This is a genomic window from Mesorhizobium sp. LSJC269B00 (assembly GCF_000502815.1).
In the GTDB taxonomy this organism is placed as follows: domain Bacteria; phylum Pseudomonadota; class Alphaproteobacteria; order Rhizobiales; family Rhizobiaceae; genus Mesorhizobium.
Genome location: NZ_AYVN01000005.1, coordinates 488,816 through 504,042 on the forward strand (window position 1 = coordinate 488,816; position 15,227 = coordinate 504,042).

General features: G+C 62.6%; 13 protein-coding genes and 2 pseudogenes. 9 read left to right on the plus strand and 6 right to left on the minus strand.

Annotated features, from left to right (window positions below; all coding sequences use genetic code 11):
* Positions 1 to 67: 67 nt before the first annotated feature.
* Together X771_RS149410 and X771_RS149405 are read right to left on the minus strand one after the other, a co-directional pair.
* Positions 68 to 1,048 carry an alpha/beta fold hydrolase gene (locus X771_RS149410; protein WP_023688428.1) on the minus strand — a complete coding sequence of 327 codons (981 nt, stop codon included), beginning with the start codon at positions 1,046 to 1,048 and terminating at the stop codon, positions 68 to 70.
* A gap of 70 nt (positions 1,049 to 1,118) precedes the next feature.
* Positions 1,119 to 1,940 (minus strand): SDR family oxidoreductase, encoded by an 822-nt coding sequence (locus X771_RS149405; protein ID WP_023672784.1) that lies wholly within the window; start codon positions 1,938 to 1,940, stop codon positions 1,119 to 1,121.
* Between the two features lie 214 nt (positions 1,941 to 2,154).
* Between X771_RS149405 and X771_RS149400 the strand changes: the two genes are divergently transcribed.
* The 6 genes and pseudogenes from X771_RS149400 (at position 2,155) to X771_RS149385 (ending at position 6,062) form a co-directional block, all read left to right on the plus strand.
* On the plus strand, positions 2,155 to 3,189 hold the full coding sequence (locus X771_RS149400; RefSeq protein ID WP_023688429.1) for a cysteine synthase A: 1,035 nt from the start codon (positions 2,155 to 2,157) through the stop codon (positions 3,187 to 3,189).
* A pseudogene (locus X771_RS01000000165075) lies at positions 3,189 to 3,838 on the plus strand (alanyl-tRNA editing protein). The gene X771_RS149400 and the pseudogene X771_RS01000000165075 overlap by 1 nt, the downstream one beginning before the upstream one ends.
* Positions 3,839 to 3,933: 95 nt before the next feature.
* Entirely contained in the window at positions 3,934 to 4,785 is an 852-nt protein-coding gene (gene sseA / locus X771_RS149395) for a 3-mercaptopyruvate sulfurtransferase (RefSeq protein WP_023688431.1), read from the plus strand.
* Between the two features lie 5 nt (positions 4,786 to 4,790).
* The gene (locus X771_RS149390; RefSeq protein ID WP_023688432.1) at positions 4,791 to 5,354 is read left to right on the plus strand and encodes a GNAT family N-acetyltransferase; all 564 of its coding nucleotides are present in this window, start codon (positions 4,791 to 4,793) and stop codon (positions 5,352 to 5,354) included.
* Positions 5,355 to 5,385: 31 nt separating this feature from the next.
* Positions 5,386 to 5,478 (plus strand): annotated as a pseudogene (locus X771_RS1000000169215) (OmpA family protein); the annotation flags it as partial.
* Between the two features lie 116 nt (positions 5,479 to 5,594).
* Positions 5,595 to 6,062 (plus strand): DUF1203 domain-containing protein, encoded by a 468-nt coding sequence (locus X771_RS149385; protein WP_023688434.1) that lies wholly within the window; start codon positions 5,595 to 5,597, stop codon positions 6,060 to 6,062.
* Between the two features lie 367 nt (positions 6,063 to 6,429).
* On the opposite strand, the gene X771_RS149380 is transcribed toward X771_RS149385, so the two are convergent.
* Both X771_RS149380 and ald read right to left on the minus strand, forming a co-directional pair.
* Positions 6,430 to 7,662, minus strand: a complete 1,233-nt coding sequence (locus X771_RS149380; RefSeq protein ID WP_084566771.1) for an outer membrane beta-barrel protein — start codon at positions 7,660 to 7,662, stop codon at positions 6,430 to 6,432.
* Between the two features lie 275 nt (positions 7,663 to 7,937).
* Positions 7,938 to 9,053 (minus strand): alanine dehydrogenase, encoded by a 1,116-nt coding sequence (gene ald, locus X771_RS149375; RefSeq protein ID WP_023688436.1) that lies wholly within the window; start codon positions 9,051 to 9,053, stop codon positions 7,938 to 7,940.
* A 155-nt stretch (positions 9,054 to 9,208) separates the two neighbouring features.
* Between ald and X771_RS149370 the strand changes: the two genes are divergently transcribed.
* The gene (locus X771_RS149370; protein WP_023668897.1) at positions 9,209 to 9,682 is read left to right on the plus strand and encodes an Lrp/AsnC family transcriptional regulator; all 474 of its coding nucleotides are present in this window, start codon (positions 9,209 to 9,211) and stop codon (positions 9,680 to 9,682) included.
* Here X771_RS149370 and X771_RS149365 read toward each other — a convergent pair.
* On the minus strand, positions 9,679 to 10,344 hold the full coding sequence (locus tag X771_RS149365) for a 5-formyltetrahydrofolate cyclo-ligase (RefSeq protein ID WP_023688437.1): 666 nt from the start codon (positions 10,342 to 10,344) through the stop codon (positions 9,679 to 9,681). The genes X771_RS149370 and X771_RS149365 overlap by 4 nt on opposite strands.
* A gap of 181 nt (positions 10,345 to 10,525) precedes the next feature.
* Between X771_RS149365 and X771_RS149360 the strand changes: the two genes are divergently transcribed.
* Both X771_RS149360 and X771_RS149355 read left to right on the plus strand, forming a co-directional pair.
* Positions 10,526 to 11,791: an NAD(P)/FAD-dependent oxidoreductase gene (locus X771_RS149360; RefSeq protein ID WP_023688438.1), complete on the plus strand. Its 1,266-nt coding sequence runs from the start codon at positions 10,526 to 10,528 to the stop codon at positions 11,789 to 11,791.
* A 141-nt stretch (positions 11,792 to 11,932) separates the two neighbouring features.
* The gene (locus X771_RS149355; protein WP_023668903.1) at positions 11,933 to 13,912 is read left to right on the plus strand and encodes a bifunctional 2',3'-cyclic-nucleotide 2'-phosphodiesterase/3'-nucleotidase; all 1,980 of its coding nucleotides are present in this window, start codon (positions 11,933 to 11,935) and stop codon (positions 13,910 to 13,912) included.
* A 60-nt stretch (positions 13,913 to 13,972) separates the two neighbouring features.
* Here X771_RS149355 and X771_RS149350 read toward each other — a convergent pair whose 3' ends face one another.
* On the minus strand, positions 13,973 to 15,223 hold the full coding sequence (locus X771_RS149350) for a cyclopropane-fatty-acyl-phospholipid synthase family protein (RefSeq protein WP_023688439.1): 1,251 nt from the start codon (positions 15,221 to 15,223) through the stop codon (positions 13,973 to 13,975).
* Between the last annotated feature and the right edge of the window lie 4 nt (positions 15,224 to 15,227).

Sequence of the window (15,227 nt, forward strand, 5' to 3'; positions counted from 1 at the left end):
GCCTGGCTTGATTGCTGACGATTGTATATGAGGACGGCCGGGGCAATGCTTCGGCCGTCCTTTTCGTTTAGGGCTGCCCGGTAATTGCCTTCACCCAGACGACGATCCGCTGCGCCAAGAAAGCCGTGGTCGAGGGCGACAGCGCGTCGCCGGCAATGACGTGGTCGTCGGGATCGCCATTGTCGTCGACGGGCACCAGTTCATGCGGTGCGCCCCAGCGGCCGGCGATTTCGCGGGTGCGATCCTGGCGCACCACCTTGTCGGATTCCGAGAAGATGAACAGCGCCGGTATGGTTGCCTTCTCCACAGGCGCAGCGTAGGCAAGGTTGGTCAGCGCCGCCATCGGTAGCACGGCTGCCATTGGATATGTGTGCGTCCAGAGTTTCTCGTGCAGCGCGTTGCGGGTCGGAAAGCTGCGCTCCTTGCCGCCGACGAACTCGGCGATCTGCCTGCCCCAGGGCATGGTCAGCAGCTCGGCGCCTGCAGCCCTGACGCCGAAATTCGGCGAGATGAATGCGATTGCAGCGACGCCGTCCGATGCGCCAGGCTCAGTCGCCGCCCATGCCGCCAGCGATCCACCGGTCGAGGTGCCGATGACGATCACCTTGTCGCCGATGGCCCGGCCGATGGCGAGCGCCTCCTCATAGTCGTTGATCCAGGCATTGACGCTGCCTTGCGCCATAGCAGTGCCGTCCTGCCCATGACCGGTGAGGCGGGTGTAGAAAAGGTTGGCGTCGAGTTGGTCGGCGACCTCGTCGGCCAGCGGGCGAACCTCGCCCTTCGATGCCGAAAAGCCATGGATATAGACGATCGCCAATGGCGTCCTGGCGTGAACCATCGGATCGGCCCAGATGATTTCTTTCTCGAGCGCGTCGCGGACGTTGGGCACGGTAGCCTCTTCACGCGCGATATACGCTTGCGGATCGTCGCCGATCACCTTGGGGTCGAAGCTGATTGTTGTGTCGACGGGAACGCGCGGACCAAGCAGGAGGGCCAGGACAAGGATGATGACGACGCCCAGCACCGCAAGCACGATCCGCCGCCCCATCTCAGACACCACAACAATTCTAAAGCCTATGGCGGCCGGTGCAGTCAGGCAACAGCCGGGCTGTGGACAGCTATTCGTTCGGCGGCTTGCGGTCGAAATTCAGCGGCCGCCCTGTCCAGCGGGTCGCCGTGCTGATGAACCACCGGCAGACTGGCCTTGGCAGCAGTGCCAGCAGCTTCAGCCCCCAGCTCAGCCGGTGAGGGAAGGTAACCTCGAAGCCGCCATGCTCGATGCCGCGCAGCATGCGTCGCGAGGCGCGGTTGACCGGCATCAGTCCCGGCATCGGCAGCATGTTCTTTTCGGTCAACGGCGTGTCGATGAAGCCCGGATTCATCACCTGGATGCGGACATTCATCTTGTCGAAATCGTATTTCAGCGACTCGGCCAGGATGTTGATCGCCGCCTTCGAGCCGCCATAGGCCGCCGTGGTCGGCCAGCCGAAATAGGCGGTGACCGACCCGACAAGCACGATATGGCCGCGCGCACGGATGCGCATGCGCTCCATGAGCGGGACGAGGCCATTGATGATACCGAAATAGTTGACCTCGAAGGTCTGGCGAAAGTCGCGGACCCTGAGGTCTTCGCCGGGCGTGGCGATGTAGTTGCCGGCGTTGAAGACGGCGAGCACGATCGGGCCGAGCTCCTTTTCGATCGCCGCCACCGTGCTTGCCATGCGCGGCTCATCGGTGACGTCGCAAGGGTAGGCGACGACACGTCCCGGCATCTGCGCAGTCTCGACGATGAGCGCGTCGAGTGGGTCGCCGTCGAGTGCGGTGACCGCGACGACAAAGCCCTTTGCCGCGAGGTCCTTTGCCAGCGCACGGCCGATGCCGCTGCTGCCGCCGGTTATCCAGGCGACGCCGTGCTTCGGGTTGGCCCGGTAAAGTGTCATTCTGCGCCCTGCCGATCTGTCATTAGTGCTCTAGCGGTGAAAAAATCGAATGAAAAGAGCGCTTTTCCGTACTGGTTGAAATGATCGTCATCGCGCGTTGTCCGGCCGCGGGAGATTGCAGTGCCCGAAATGCGACTGGACCAGGCGAATTCTTGCCTTGAAACGCACGCTTCGGGTTTCTAGGGTCTCGCCGCAGCTACATAAGGAATCCCGGATGCCCCGTTCTGTGATCGAAGCGATCGGCAACACGCCCCTGATCCGCCTCAACAAGGCCTCGGAGCAGACCGGCTGCGAGATCCTGGGCAAGGCCGAGTTCATGAACCCCGGCCAGTCGGTCAAGGATCGCGCAGGCCTGTTCATCATCCGCGACGCCGAACAGCGCGGGCTGTTGAAGCCGGGCGGGGTCATCGTCGAAGGCACGGCAGGCAATACCGGCATTGGCCTGACGCTGGTTGCCAAAGCGCTGGGCTATCGCACAGTGATCGTCATTCCCGACACCCAGAGCCAGGAAAAGAAGGACACGATCAAGCTGCTTGGCGCCGAGCTGATCGAAGTGCCGGCGGTGCCTTACAAGAACCCCAACAACTACGTGAAACTGTCGGGGCGGCTAGCCGAGCAGATGGCGAGGTCGGAGCCGAACGGCGCGATCTGGGCCAACCAGTTCGACAACGTTGCCAATCGCGACGGCCATATCCGCACCACGGCGGAAGAAATCTGGACGCAGACCGGCGGCAAGGTCGACGGTTTCGTCTCGGCGGTGGGTTCGGGCGGAACGCTGGCCGGCGTCGCCTTCGGGCTGAAGGCCAGGAGCAGCAACGTCAAGATCGCGCTCGCCGATCCGCTAGGTGCGGCGCTCTATTCCTTCTACACCAGTGGCGAATTGAAGTCCGACGGCAGCTCGATCACCGAAGGGATAGGGCAGGGGCGCATCACGGCAAATCTCGATGGGTTCACGCCGGACTTCTCGTTCCAGGTGCCGGACGAGGAAGCGCTGCCGATCGTCTTCGAGCTGATCCAGGAAGAAGGCCTGTGCGTCGGCGGTTCGACCGGCATCAACATTGCCGGCGCGATACGGCTGGCGCGCGAGCTTGGCCCCGGCCACACCATCGTGACCATCCTTGCCGACTATGGCACGCGCTACCAGTCGAAGCTGTTCAACCCGGAATTCCTGCGCGAGAAGAACCTGCCGGTGCCGGGCTGGATGGATGAGCGCAGCGCAATTTCGGTGCCGTATGAGAAGGTCGCCTGATGGCGCACAGAACAGAAGCGCTGTTTCGCGACGACGCCTATCTCAGAGCGGCTGACGCCACTGTTGTCGCCATCAACNCCGCATCGCCATTGCCGCCACCATCACCGGCGAGACCAAGGACGAGATCATCCATGTACCGGCGCCGGAGCAGCCGGCACCCGAGGTCGGCGAGCGGGTGAAACTCGCCATCGACTGGGAGCGGCGGCATCTCCTGATGCGCATGCACGCAGCTTGCCATTTGCTCACCGTAGTCTGTCCGTTTCCGATTACCGGTGCTGCGGTTTCCGAAGATGACAGCCGCGTCGACTTCGACGCTCCCGATGCCGGCTTCACCAGGGAAGACGTCACCGCCGGGCTGATGGAGCTGGTGCGAGCCGATCATCCGATCTTCATCAGGCTGATCACCGACGAGGATCTGGCAGCCAATCCTGGCCTGGTGAAATCCAAGAATGTCCGGCCGCCCGCCGGCACCGGCAAGATCCGCCTGGTCTGCATCGGCGACAACGCTTCGATCGACAGCCAGCCCTGCGGCGGCACCCATGTCGAAAGCACTGGCGAAGTCGGTGAAATCCATATCGGCAAGATCGAGAAGAAGGGCCGCGAAAACCGGCGTTTTCGCATTCGCTTCGGACCAATGCCGGTAGCTTGAACGAACCATGATCCCGAAAAGTGGAAGCCGGTTTTCGGGGAAGATCATGGTCAACAGGAAGCAATGCTTCGCCAAGGCGGAGCAGGAGAAGAACAATGGCCGATGACAGCCCTTTCACCGTCGATGCGGACTGGTTGCAGAGCCGTCTTGGCGAGCCCGGCCTGACGATCGTCGATGCATCCTGGTATCTGCCGGCGCAGAAGCGCGATGCGCGCGCCGAGTATGAGGCTGCGCATATTCCGGGTGCGCGATTCTTCGATCATGATGCGGCCTCCGATCCTGATGCCAAGCTGCCGCACACGCTGCCCTCGCCACAGCATTTCGCGCAATATGTAGGCGCCATGGGAATTTCGGCCGACGACACCATTGTCGTCTATGACGGTCCGGGTTTCTTCTCGGCGCCGCGCGCCTGGTGGATGTTCCGCGTCATGGGCGTGTTCCAGGTCTATGTGCTCGACGGCGGCTTCGACCGCTGGAAGGCGGCGGGCCGGCCGGTGACGGCGGAGCCGACCAAGATCGCGCCGAATGTGTTTCATGCCGATTTCGATGCCGCTCGCGTCGCCAGCCTTGCCGACATGCGCCGCATCGTCGAGACTGGCGAGAGCCAGATTGCCGACGCCCGTGGCGCCGGCCGTTTCACCGGCACCGAGCCTGAGCCTCGCGCCGGCGTTCGCTCCGGTCACATGCCTGGTGCGCACAATTTGCCTTATTCGGCGCTGTCGCTGGATGGCGTGCTGTTGTCGAAGGACCAGTTGCGCAAGGCCGTTGAGGATGCCGGTATCGATCTGTCGAAACCGGTCGTCACCTCTTGCGGTTCCGGCATCACGGCGGCTGTCGTCACTCTGGCGCTGGAGACGCTCGGCCACACCGACAACCGGCTCTATGACGGCTCATGGACGGAATGGGGCGGGCTGGCAGACACGCCTGTAGTGACGGGCAAGGAATGATGGCGATGGAAAACGGCGCGCTGGACGACATCGAGGTCACGGTCACGTTTCTGGAAATGCATGTGCCGCCGGCCTATTCGCCGCCGTTGCCTTACAACAGGCAGATCGCGCTGCTCAGGACCAAGGACATTCCGCTGCATTTCTACCGCTATCTGATGGATCGGGTCGGGCGCAAATGGCACTGGGTCAATGTGCTGAGGCTGGACGATGACGAGCTTGCCGCCGGGATCCACCGCGAGGACCGCGACATCAGGGTGCTTTATCTCGACGGCGCGCCGGCCGGTTTCTTCGACCTCAAGCCGCATTTGCCAGAGGAAGTCGAACTCGCTTATTTCGGCATGATGGAACATGCGACCGGGCAAGGCATCGGCCGTTGGTTCCTCGGTGCGGCGATCGCCGCAGCATGGTCGTATGGACCGAAACGGGTAACGGTGCAGACTTGCACGCTCGACCATCCGGCTGCCTTGCCGCTCTACCAGAAGCTCGGTTTTGCACCGGTGGCGCAAAAGAAGGAGACCGTGCATCCGCTGCCGTTCGCCGAGCGTTCGGCCAGCGTCATGCGGCCGTAACTTTTTCCGACTAAAGGCTGAACCGACCGTTCATGGCGAGGAATTCCTGCTCGTGCGGACCCAGGACGAGAAGTGGCGCAATCGCCGGGTGACGCTGCGCCGCTTCGACGATTTCATCCACTGATCAAGCCAGGGTTCTGAGCAGTCCGGCTTGAAATGGCCGGCAGCCTTGGCAGGAATCGGGTGGGAAGCAGCTATGTGGCGGCATATTTTCCGGTCAACGACACCGGAGATTCAGCCATGACCGTTCACTTCAAAGCCTTGCCGACTGAAGATGTGAGAGCGCTGCAGCGCGGCGGGGCGGACGCCTATGGCCAAACGCCTGAGCGGAAGGTTTCAGATGGCGACGGGGTGCCGTGCCGGCATTGCCTGAGAAACGTCGCCGAAGGCGATGGCTATCTGATCATGGCCTATCGGCCGTTTCCGGCGTTGCAGCCTTACGCCGAGACAGGACCGATCTTCCTGCATGCGCAGGAATGCGAACGCGCAGCCGAGACGGAAGCGCTTCCAGAGATGCTTGACAGCAGCGACTATATCGTGCGCGGCTATGGTGCGGATGACCGCATCGTCTATGGCAGCGGCGGCGTCATTCCGACTGGCGGCATTGCGGCGCGGGCAGAGACGCTGTTTGAGCGCGCTGACATCGCCTATGTCCACGTCCGCTCGGCGCGCAACAATTGTTATCAGTGCCGCATCGAGCGTTTCTGACAAAAAGATGCCCGCAACCGTGTGACGGCACGAGCCGTCAAGTTGGCAGCTCTGTCTGCGCATGCTTTTCGAATGGCGGATGTGAAGCACTTCACACAGCACCGCGATCGTCGCCGGCATGGCGACTCACGCCGATGCCGGTTGGGACTTGTCGTACTCCCGTCGCATTCTCGCGCTAAAAGACCAGCGTCGATGGATTGCCGACCGCGGATGAACCGGCGGGGATCTCGATGACCGAGGAAGCGGGGCTTTGGCTCCGCTTTTTTGTTGTCCGCCAGCCTGTTCAATTCCGGCGCCAGGAATTTTGCCCAAAGAAAAAGCCCGCCGGAATTGACCGACGGGCCTTTGCCGTGTGTGTGTACGGCGTTTAGTTGAATTTATACTTCGCGCCGACGCGAACGGTCTGGAAGGAAGGCTCGTCGGTGAGGAAGCCGTCCGACCCGAAATCCTCTTTCTCATACTGCGAATAGCGGTATTCGAGACCAAGCGTCATGTTGCTGGAAACGGCCGTTTCCAGGCCGCCACCGACCGAGAAGCCGCTCGAGCCCCAGTCCGTGATGTCGCCGCCAGGCGAAGCATGCAGGTCGAAATGCTGCCAGCTGTAGCCACCGAGGACATAGGCCAGCGTCGATTCGTTGACCTTGGCGCCGATGCGGGCCAGGGCATCGAAGCCATAGTCGGCATCGCCTTTGATCGACCCACCCGGAATGTCCAGCTTCGAGCGTATGCCGGAATAGCGGGCGTCGACCAGAACGCCGGCGACCCAGCCGCCGAAATCATGGTCGTAACCGATGCTCGCCTCGCCGAACACGCCTTCGCCGCCGATGCCATCCAATTCGAGGGCGCTGGCGAGCGTCAGGTCATGCACTACAGTGCCGGCGCCAAGCGCGCCGCCGACATAGAAGCCGGTCCAGTTGTAGGTCGGAGCAGCAAACGAGGCACCGCCGCCATTCTGGGCGCCGAAGCGGTAGTTGGCCGCGATGTGGAAGGTATGGCTGGATGGCTCGACATCCAGAGAGGTCCCCGGGCCGCCGATAATGCCGAGGTCAGCCACCGAGTCGTCGCCATAGTTGGCGTAGCGGTACTCGGTCTTGATCGTCCAGTTGCCGCGCAGCACGGTTTCCATGCCAACGCCGACGACATAGCCGCCACGGTTCTCCGTGAAATCAAGACCGTCGGCAAAGCCCGAACCCTCGAGCTTGAAATGGTTCCAGGTGTAGCCGCCGAGCACATAGCCGAGCGTATCGGGGTTCAAGAGATAGCCGGCGCGCAAGCCGACGTCGAAGCCATAAGCGTTCGTCAGGTCGATATCAGCGCCCGGAAGGCTGATCGACGGACCGATATTCCCGATGTTTGCGTCGATAAAGCCGCCAAGCAGGAAGCGCTCGGAGACCATATAGTCGTAGCCGGCGGTGATTTCGCCAAACACGCCGTTGCCGCCGATCCCGTTGAAGTCGATCACCGGGTCGACGCTGATGCGGTGCACGCTGGCGCCGAAGCCGCCGCCGATGCCGACATAGGCGCCGCTCCAGTTGAAACCGGCAGGTTCTTCCACCGGCTGCACAACATCGGCGGCATGCGCTACCGATATCAAAGCCATTGCCGAAACGGCCCCGAGAAGAACGGATTTAGCAGAGATGAACATTTTAGCCCCTTAGCATAAGAACAAACCCGTCCGTGTTCTAACAGGACGCTCGCCAATATTGGAATGACAAAAATGCCACATCGGCAGGCAAAAGCACCGCCAAGCCGGGCCGTTTCGCCGTGATGTTGCCTTAGAGCCCGCAATTTGTGAGCACGCGGCCAATAAAAAACCCGCCGGCGCAACCGGCGGGTGAGGGAGGCAGAACTGCTTGAGTCGATTAAGGCGTCTGGTCAGGCAGCCAGAACCACTTTCGGTTCGACCAGCTCATAGCCGAGTGCTTCGGCCACGGCGCGATTGGTGATCTTGCCCCTGTGGACATTGAGGCCGTTGCGCAAATGGTGGTCGTCGACCAGCGCCTTCAGGCCCTTGTCGGCCAGCTGCAGGCCATAATGCAGCGTCGCGTTGTTGAGCGCGTGCGCCGAGGTCACCGGCACGGCGCCCGGCATGTTGGCGACGCAGTAATGGATCACGCCGTCGACCTCATAGGTCGGCTCGGCATGGGTGGTGGCGTGCGAAGTCTCGAAGCAGCCGCCCTGGTCGATAGCGACGTCGACCAGCACCGAGCCCTTCTTCATGCCCGACAGCATTTCGCGGGTCACCAGCTTGGGTGCAGCAGCACCCGGGATGAGCACGGCGCCGACGACGATGTCGGCCGAGAAGCATTCTTCCTCAAGCGCCTCGACTGTGGAGTAGCGGGTGTGGACGCGGCCGGTAAAGAGGTCGTCCAGCTGGCGCAGGCGCGGGATCGAGCGGTCGATGATGGTGACGTCGGCGCCGAGGCCGACCGCCATGCGGGCGGCATGCAGGCCGACGACGCCGCCGCCGAGCACGGTGACCTTGCCGGGCAGCACGCCGGGCACGCCGCCGAGCAGCACGCCGCGGCCACCATTGGCCTTCTGCAGCGCGGTCGCGCCGGCCTGGATCGACAGGCGGCCGGCAACTTCCGACATCGGCGCCAAGAGCGGCAGGCCGCCGCGGTCGTCGGTTACGGTCTCATAGGCGATTGCGGTGACGCCGGACGCGAGCAGGCCCTTGGTCTGCTCCGGATCCGGGGCCAGGTGCAGATAGGTGTAGAGGATCTGGCCGTCGCGCAGCTGCGCCCATTCGTTGGGCTGCGGCTCCTTGACCTTGACGATCATGTCGGACTTGGCGAACACGTCGGCGGCGGTCCTGGCGATGGTGGCGCCGGCGGCGCGGTAGGCATTGTCATCGGCGCCGATGCCGGCGCCGGCGCCGCTTTCGACCAGCACTTCATGACCATGCGCGACATATTCGCGGACGGAGCCCGGCGTCAGGCCGACGCGGTATTCGTGGTTCTTGATTTCCTTGGGGCAACCGACGCGCATAGTCTTCTCCTGATCCGGCCCTTCGGGCTCGTTCCCTGTATCAACCGAGTGAACCACAAATCGTTGCGCAGGTGTTTGCGAATGCGCTTGCGCGGGGTCACGCGTTTCGATAATCGTTGCGCGAAATCAAGGAAATTTCGCAGGAATCACGAGAAATGCCGCTCGACAGGATCGATATCGCCATTCTCGAGGCACTGCAGAAGGATGGCCGCATACCCAATGCGGCGCTCGCCGAAAGGGTCGGCCTGTCGCAGTCGGCCTGTTCGCGCCGGCTCGACAATCTGGAGAAATCCGGCACCATCCGCGGCTATCACGCCCGGCTTTCGAATGCAGCGCTCGGTCACCAGATGACGGCGATCGTGCACATATCGCTGTCGGGACAGTTCGAAAAGACGCTGTCGGATTTCGAGGCGGCGATCAAGCGCTGCCCGAATGTGCTGTCGTGCCACCTGATGTCGGGCGAATACGACTATATCCTGCGCATCGCCGCCAAGGATCTGGTCGACTATGAGCGCATCCACAAGGAGTGGCTGTCGGCGATGCCGCATGTGACCAAGATCAACTCATCCTTTGCCCTGCGCGAGATCGTCGATCGCACGGCGATGGGCATGAAGCCGGAACTGGCCTAGCCCTGAGCAGTCTCGGTCACCAGCCTATCCATTGGGATGTCGTGCGGCTGCGGGTAAATGGTGGGGATGCGCTGCAGTTCGTAGCCGACGCCGATGACCAATGGCTTGAACGGCATGGCAGCCAGCGTGCGGTCGAAGAAGCCGCCGCCATAGCCCAGGCGGTAGTTTCGCGGGTCGATGCCGACGATCGGCGAGATGACGATGTCGGGCAGCACCGGGTCGCCTTCGGCGGGGATAGGGATGTTCCAGACGCCTTTTTCCAGCCGGTCGCCAGGCACATAAGCGCGGAAGATCAGCGGCTGGCCCTTCTCGATCACGATGGGCAGCGCCGTGCGGCCGCCGCGTTCGTTGATCGACGCCATCCACGGCCGCAGGTCCGGCTCGCCGCGAAACGGCCAATAGAGGCTGACCATGCGGCCGGCAATGTCGCCGATGGTCGCGTCGAGCCCTTCGGCGATAGCCCGCGACATCGCCACCCGCGCATCGGCGGAAACCGCCAACCGTGCCGCGATCAGACGCTCGCGCTCGGCCTTGCGCCAACGGCGCACATCGGTCCAGTCGGTCAATGGCGCGCGAAATTCCGGATCGAGTTCGTGCATGAAGCAAGGCGGCGAAGAATATTGCGCCCGCCCTTTGCGATCTTTGTCATCGTCGTTGGCCATGCTTCACTCCCGTGGTTCCAGCCCCTGCAAGGCTATACCCGTCCAGGCTTGCCGACATAGGCATTCGCGACATCCGGCGACGAGTCCTGGGCAGCCTTACGCGCGGCAGTCTAGCGCGCCGCGACATTGTTGCGGTGCACAAAAATCACTAGATAAAGAGAGACAAACAGGGGTGAATGCGATGAGTGAAACCAGCCATCATGTCGTTGTCGTCGGCGCAGGGTTCGGCGGTCTCGAACTCACCCGGGCGCTGGCCGGCGCACCCGTGCGCATCACCATGATCGACAAGCGCAACCATCACCTTTTCCAGCCGCTGCTTTACCAGGTGGCGACCACCTCGCTGGCGACCTCGGAAGTTGCCTGGCCGATCCGTCATCTGCTGCGCAAGCGCGAGGACGTGACGACCCTGCTCGGCAACGTCACCGGCGTCGACCGTCCAGGCAAACGCGTGCTGCTTGAGGACGGCAGTTCTGTTCCCTACGACACGCTGGTGCTCGCCACCGGCGCGCGTCATGCTTATTTCGGCCACGACGAATGGGAGCCTTTCGCGCCCGGGCTGAAGACGCTTGAAGACGCAACCACCATTCGGCGGCGCATCCTGCTCGCCTTCGAGCAGGCCGAGCGCGAGACCGATCCGGCCAAGCGCCAGGCACTGCTGACACTGGTCATCGTCGGCGGCGGCCCGACCGGCGTGGAGCTTGCCGGCACCATTGTCGAACTCGCGCATGAAACGCTGCGCGGCGAATTCCGCAACATCGACACGCGTGAGGCGCGTGTGGTGCTGGTCGAGGCCGGAGACAGGATCCTAGCCAATTTCGCGCCAAAGCTGTCCGACTATGCGCGCAAGGCGCTGGAGCGGCGGGGCGTCACGGTCGAGCTTGGCCGCGCCGTCACGCGCCTCGATGCCGAAGGCGTCGTCTTTGGCGATACGCATCTGCAGGCGCGAACCATCCTGTGGGCCGCCGGCGTGGCGGCTTCACCCGCGGGAGAGTGGCTGGGCGCGCCGGTGGACCGGGCGGGCAGGGTAATGGTCGAGCCCGATCTGACCGTGCCGAACAGTCCTGAAATCTTCGTCATCGGCGACACCGCGCATGTCTTGCGGCCGGACGGCAAACCGGTGCCCGGCGTGGCGCCCTCGGCCAAGCAGGAGGGCAAGCATGTCGCCGCGACGATCAGGGCGCGGCTGGCCGGCGATGGCGCGCCGCGGCCTTTCCGCTACAAACATGCCGGCGACCTGGCGACGATCGGCAAGTGGGCAGCCGCGATCGATTTCGGCTCGATCAAGCTCACGGGATGGCTTGCCTGGTGGCTGTGGGGCGTGGCGCATATCTACTTCCTGATCGGTTTCCGCAACCGGCTCTCGGTGTCGCTTAGCTGGCTATGGATCTATTTCACCGGCCAGCGCAGCGCGCGGCTGATCACCCAGGGCGACGATGACAAGGGCTGAGGTTCTCAACCGCGGCCAAGGATATTCATCCAGCCGTCACCTTTTGCTGATCGACTGACTTCCCGATGGACATGGCCGGTTTTCGGCGCGAAGCTTCCGCCCGGGGCTGGGATCTTGTCACGTCGCTGGGAAGGAAAACCAATGCCGCATCTCAATTACCCCGTCTCCCGCCGTAGTTTTCTTGCCGGTACGGCCGCCAGCGGGGCGCTGATCATGCTCCATCCGTTTTCCGCCCGCGCGCAGGCCAATCAGGCGCATCTGAGGATCATGGAGACCACCGACATCCATGTGAATGTGCTGCCTTACGACTACTACGCCGACAAAGCCAACGACACGATGGGCCTGTCACGGACGGCCTCACTGATCGCGGCGGTGCGCAAGGAAGCCACCAATGCGATGCTGATCGACAATGGCGATCTTTTGCAGGGCAATCCGATGGGCGATTACATCGCCTATGAGAAGGGCCTCAAGGAAGGCGATCTGCATCCGATCATGAAGGGCATGAACCTGCTGGGCTATGAATGCTCGACGCTCGGCAATCACGAGTTCAATTACGGCCTGTCGTTCCTCGACAAGGTGCTGGCCGGAGCCAATTTCCCCTTCGTCTGCGCCAATCTGATCCGCGGCACCGAGCTTGCCGCCAAACCGCGCGACGACAAGCTCTACCTCAAGCCCTATGTCATCCTCGACAAGAAGATCAAGGACGGGTCGGGCGCCGAGCAGCCGATCAAGATCGGCATCATCGGCTTTGTGCCGCCGCAGATCATGGTCTGGGACCTGAAGAACCTGGAAGGCAATGTCAGGACGCGCGACATCGTCGAGGCGGCCAGGGCATGGGTGCCGCAGATCAAGGAGGAGGGCGCCGACATCGTCATCGCGCTCTCGCATTCCGGCATCGATATCAAGCAGGGCGACGGCATGGAGAACGCCTCCTTCTTCGTCGCCGGCGTCGAAGGCATCGATGCGGTGTTCACCGGCCATCAGCATCTCGTCTTCCCCGGCAAGAAGGATTTTCAGGCGCTCGAAGGCGTCGACACCGAGAAAGGCACGCTGCAGGGCAAGCCCGCCGTGATGGGCGGTTTCTGGGGCTCGCATATGGGACTGATCGATCTGCTTCTGGAACGGGACGGATCGAAATGGCGCGTAGCCTCGGCCACATCGGAGGCAAGGCCGATCTACCAGCGCGTCGACAAGGCAAACAAGCCGACGGTGGCGGACGACCAGCGCGTCGTCGATGCGCTGAAGGCGGACCATGAGGCGACACTTGCCTATGTCCGCCGACCGGTCGGCAAGACCTCGGCGCCGCTCTATTCCTATTTCGCGCTGGTCGCCGACGATCCGTCGGTGCAGATCGTCAACCAGGCGCAGAGCTGGTACCTCAAGGACATATTGAAGAGCACGCAGTGGAAGGATGTGCCGCTGCTGTCGGCGGCAGCACCCTTCAAGGCCGGCGGGCGCAACGGCGCCGACTACTATACCGACGTGCCGGTGGGCGACATCGCCATCAAGAACGTCGCCGACCTCTATCTCTATCCGAACACGGTGCGCGCCGTCGAAATCACCGGCGCGCAAGTGAAGGAATGGCTGGAAATGTCGGCCGGCATTTTCAGGAAGATCGAGCCGGGCAAGGCCGACCAGGCGCTCATCGACACCGAATTCCCGTCCTACAATTTCGATGTGATCGATGGCGTCAGCTACGGAATAGACCTGTCGCAGCTGCCGAAATACGATGCCAAGGGTGGCGTCGCCAATGCCGGCTCGAACCGCATCGTCGGCCTCAGCTTCGACGGCAAGCCTATTGATCCGGCAGCGAAATTCGTCGTCGCCACCAACAATTACCGCGCCGGCGGTGGCGGCAATTTCCCCGACATCAATGCCTCGAAGATCATCTACGAGGCGCCGGACACCAACCGCGACGTGATCGTGCGCTACGTCGTCAGCGAAGGCACGATCAATCCCTCGGCCGACGACAATTGGTCGTTCACGCCGCTGCCCGGCACCAGCGTCGTGTTCGAGACCGGCCCCAAAGCGAAGGATTTTATATCGGGAGTGAAATCGCTCAAGATCGAGCCGGCCGGCGAGGGCGAATCCGGGTTTGCGAAGTATCGCATCCTGCTTTGAGGCAACGTGCAGCTAACAGGGAAAACGAGCGGGCATACGCCCGCTCAATCACGCTTCGGATCAGGCTTTGTAGACCACTTGGCGCACGTCGATGTAGCTGGCTCTAAAGCCGGCTTCGCAATAGTGGAGATAAAATTCCCAAAGCTTCTTGAAGCGGTCGTCGAAGCCGAGCGGGACGATCTTTTCCCACGACGCCCAGAAGCGGTTGCGCCATTCGGCAAGCGTGCGGGCATAGTCGTCCGGAAAGACGCGCTCGCGCAGATGGGCAAGGCCATGGTCGCTGCCCAGCGTCTTCAGGATCGACGGCGTCGGCAGCATGCCGCCTGGGAAGACATAGCGCTGGATGAAATCCGGCCTCGCCCGATAGGTGTCGTAGGCGGCCTCGTTGATGGTGATGATCTGCAGGCCGGCGGTGCCGCCGGGCCTCAAGCACGCCTTCATCTTGCCGAAAAATACCGGCCAATATTTTTCGCCGACCGCCTCGAACATCTCGATCGAGGCGATGCGGTCGTAAGTGCCCGTTTCGTCTCGGTAATCCTGCAGCTTGATGTCGACCTTGTCAGACAGTCCCGCCTTCTGGATGCGCGCCTTGGCGAAATCGTGCTGTTCGCGGCTGATGGTCAGGCCGGTGACGCGGCAGCCGATCTCGCGCGCGGCAAATTCGGCAAAACCGCCCCAGCCGCAGCCGATCTCGAGCACATGGTCCTTCTTGCCGATGCCGGTATCCTTGGCCAGCGCGCGGTATTTGGCGGCCTGAGCGCTTTCCAGGTCGTTGGCGCCGGTCGCATAGAGCGCCGACGAATAGGTCATGCTGGGATCGAGCCATTGCTTGTAGAAGGCGTTGCCGAGATCGTAATGCGCCGAGATGTTGCGCTTCGAGCCGGTGCGGGTGTTTTCGTTGAACCAGTGGCGGATGCGCTGGACCGTGTTGATGAGCCAGTTGGCGCCGCCGGCAATGCGTTCCCCAACGGCCGAGTTGACGACGAACAGTTCGAGGAAGCTGGTTACATCAGGGCTTTCCCAGTCGCCGTCCATGTAGGATTCGGCAACGCCGATGGTGCCGCCGGAAAAGGCACGGCCGGGCAGGCGCCAGTTCTTCAACACCAGCTCGGCATCCGGCCCGGGTCCGTTGCCGCCGACAAGCACCGCCCGGCCATCCGGCATCCTCACCTTCAGCGAACCGCGCGGCAATTTCATCGCCGCCGACAGCACCATGCGCGCCTTGGCCGGCAGGCCCTTGACCATCTCGGCGAAATTGAGTTCGTCCAGCCTGATGGCGTCGCCGAAGCCTTTGTATTCCCTGACAGCCATCTCA